Source organism: Kribbella sp., from assembly GCF_035655035.1.
GTDB lineage: Bacteria > Actinomycetota > Actinomycetes > Propionibacteriales > Kribbellaceae > Kribbella.
Map to the genome: position 1 here is coordinate 1 of NZ_DASRVN010000721.1, position 2,038 is coordinate 2,038.

4 protein-coding genes are annotated in these 2,038 nt (G+C 70.3%); 3 read left to right on the top strand and 1 reads right to left on the bottom strand.

Annotated elements, in window-relative coordinates; all coding sequences use genetic code 11:
• From VFF46_RS37300 to VFF46_RS37310, 3 genes are all read left to right on the top strand, one after another.
• A partial coding sequence (locus VFF46_RS37300) for an AMP-binding enzyme (protein WP_414673137.1) occupies positions 1 to 518 on the top strand: 518 nt, incomplete at its 5' end.
• The gene (locus tag VFF46_RS37305) at positions 519 to 1,286 is read left to right on the top strand and encodes an ABC transporter permease (RefSeq protein WP_325041984.1); all 768 of its coding nucleotides are present in this window, start codon (positions 519 to 521) and stop codon (positions 1,284 to 1,286) included.
• The gene (locus tag VFF46_RS37310; protein WP_325041985.1) at positions 1,283 to 1,531 is read left to right on the top strand and encodes a DUF2630 family protein; all 249 of its coding nucleotides are present in this window, start codon (positions 1,283 to 1,285) and stop codon (positions 1,529 to 1,531) included. The genes VFF46_RS37305 and VFF46_RS37310 overlap by 4 nt, the downstream gene beginning before the upstream one ends.
• Before the next feature lie 13 nt (positions 1,532 to 1,544).
• On the opposite strand, the gene VFF46_RS37315 is transcribed toward VFF46_RS37310, so the two are convergent.
• The gene (locus VFF46_RS37315) at positions 1,545 to 1,949 is read right to left on the bottom strand and encodes a CoA-binding protein (RefSeq protein ID WP_325041986.1); all 405 of its coding nucleotides are present in this window, start codon (positions 1,947 to 1,949) and stop codon (positions 1,545 to 1,547) included.
• Positions 1,950 to 2,038 lie beyond the last annotated feature (89 nt).

Sequence of the window (2,038 nt, forward strand, 5' to 3'; positions counted from 1 at the left end):
GCATCGAGCTGGCGCCGGCGCCGGTCCCGCTGATGCGCGGGTACCGGGACGCCGACGAGCTGACCGCCGAGGTGACGCGGAACGGGTACTACCACACCGGCGACGTCGCGAGCCGGGACGCGGACGGGTACATCACGTACGTCGGGCGCTCGGACGACGTGTTCAAGGCCAGCGACTACCGGATCTCGCCGTTCGAGCTGGAGTCGGTCCTGATCGAGCACCCCGCCGTCGCGGAGGCCGCCGTCGTACCGTCGCCGGACCCGGTGCGGCTCGCCGTACCCAAGGCGTACGTCGTGCTCGCGGCCGGACACGAGCCGTCCCGGGAGCTGGCCGGGGAGATCCTGGCCTTCTGCCGGGAGCACCTCGCGCCGTACAAGCGGATCCGGCGGCTCGAGTTCGCGGAGCTGCCGAAGACCATCTCCGGGAAGATCCGGCGCGTCGAGCTGCGCGCGGACGAGGCGGCCAAGGTCAAGAGCGGGAACGCCGGTCAGACCTACGACGAGGCCGACTTCAGGTAAGTGTCCTTCCACACCGGCCTGGGCTGGTCGGCGCTCGTCGTCCTGCCGCTACTGATCGCGATCGGCGTCGCCGCGTCCCGGTACGCCGGGCTCCGGCACGACAAGGGCATCGTCACGGCCGCGCTGCGGGCCGTCCTGCAGCTGGCGGCGATCGGTCTCGTGGTCGGCTTCGCTCTGCAGTACACGCTCGGGGCGATCGCGTTCGTGCTGCTGATGTTCGTGGTCGCGACCTTCACGAGTACGCGGCGGCTGCACAGCACCGCGGTGATCCCGCGGCAGTGGCTGTACTGCGCGGCGGCGATCGGCTCGGGCGCGTTCGCCGTACTGCTGCTGCTCATCCTGCCGGGCGTGGTGCCGCGGAACCCGGCGAGCATCCTGCCGATGGGCGGCATCATCGTCGGCGGCACGATGACCGCGACCACCCTCGCCGGTCGGCGGGTGCTGGGCGAGTACAGCACCCGGTACGGCGAGTTCGAGGCCGGCTTGTCGATCGGGCTGCTGCAGCCGGACGCGTTCAAGCTCGTCGTCGGCCCGGTCGCCGGCGACGCCCTGCTCCCGGCCCTCGACCAGACCCGGACTGTCGGCCTGGTCGCGCTGCCCGGTGCGTACGTCGGCATGCTGCTCGGCGGGGCCTCCCCCGTTCAGGCCGCCGCGCTGCAGCTCGTCGTACTGATCGGGCTGGTCAGCGCGGAGGCGATCGCGATCCTGGTGCTCACGGAGTTGCTGTCCCGCGCGCGGCTTCCGGACGGGCGTACGGTTAGGCCATGAGTGACGACAAGGGCATCTTCAGCCGCATCGACGATTTGGTGGCCGAGGAGCACGAGCTCCGTACCAAGCACGCGGCCGGTCAGGTCGACAACGCCGACGAGCAGGCACGTCTCAAGGCACTGGAGGTCGAGCTCGACCAGTGCTGGGACCTGCTGCGGCAGCGTCGGGCCAAGCGCGAGTTCGGCGACAACCCGGACGACGCCCAGGCCCGCTCCACGGACACCGTCGAGGGCTACCTCAACTAGCAACCAGGGCCTGTCAGGTGGCGGGGCCGAGGCCCCGCCACTCGATCGCCGGGCAGTGGTCCATCACCATCGTGAGTCCCGCCGCCGTCGTCCGCGCGTAGGCGTCCTGATCCACTACATCGAGCTGGAACCAGACCGCTTTCGCGTTGATTGCCACCGCCTGGTCCGCGATGTCGCCGGCCAGCTCGGACCGGACGAACACGTCGACGCAATCGACCGGGAACGGGATGTCAGCCAGCGTCGCGTACCCCTGCTCGCCGTGCACGGTCTCCGCGGCCGGGTGCACCGGCACGATCCGCTTCCCGTGATCCTGCAGGAACCGCGCCACGCCGTACGCCGCACGACTCGTGTTGTTCGACAGGCCGACCACGGCCCAGGTCTCGCACTCGGCCAGGATCTTCCGGATCGCCTCGTCCATCGTCAGCCCCTCAAGTAGGTCAGTACTGCGGAGACGCGCCGGTCGAGGCCGTCGTCCAGCTGCAGCTTCGCGAAGATGTTGCCGACGTG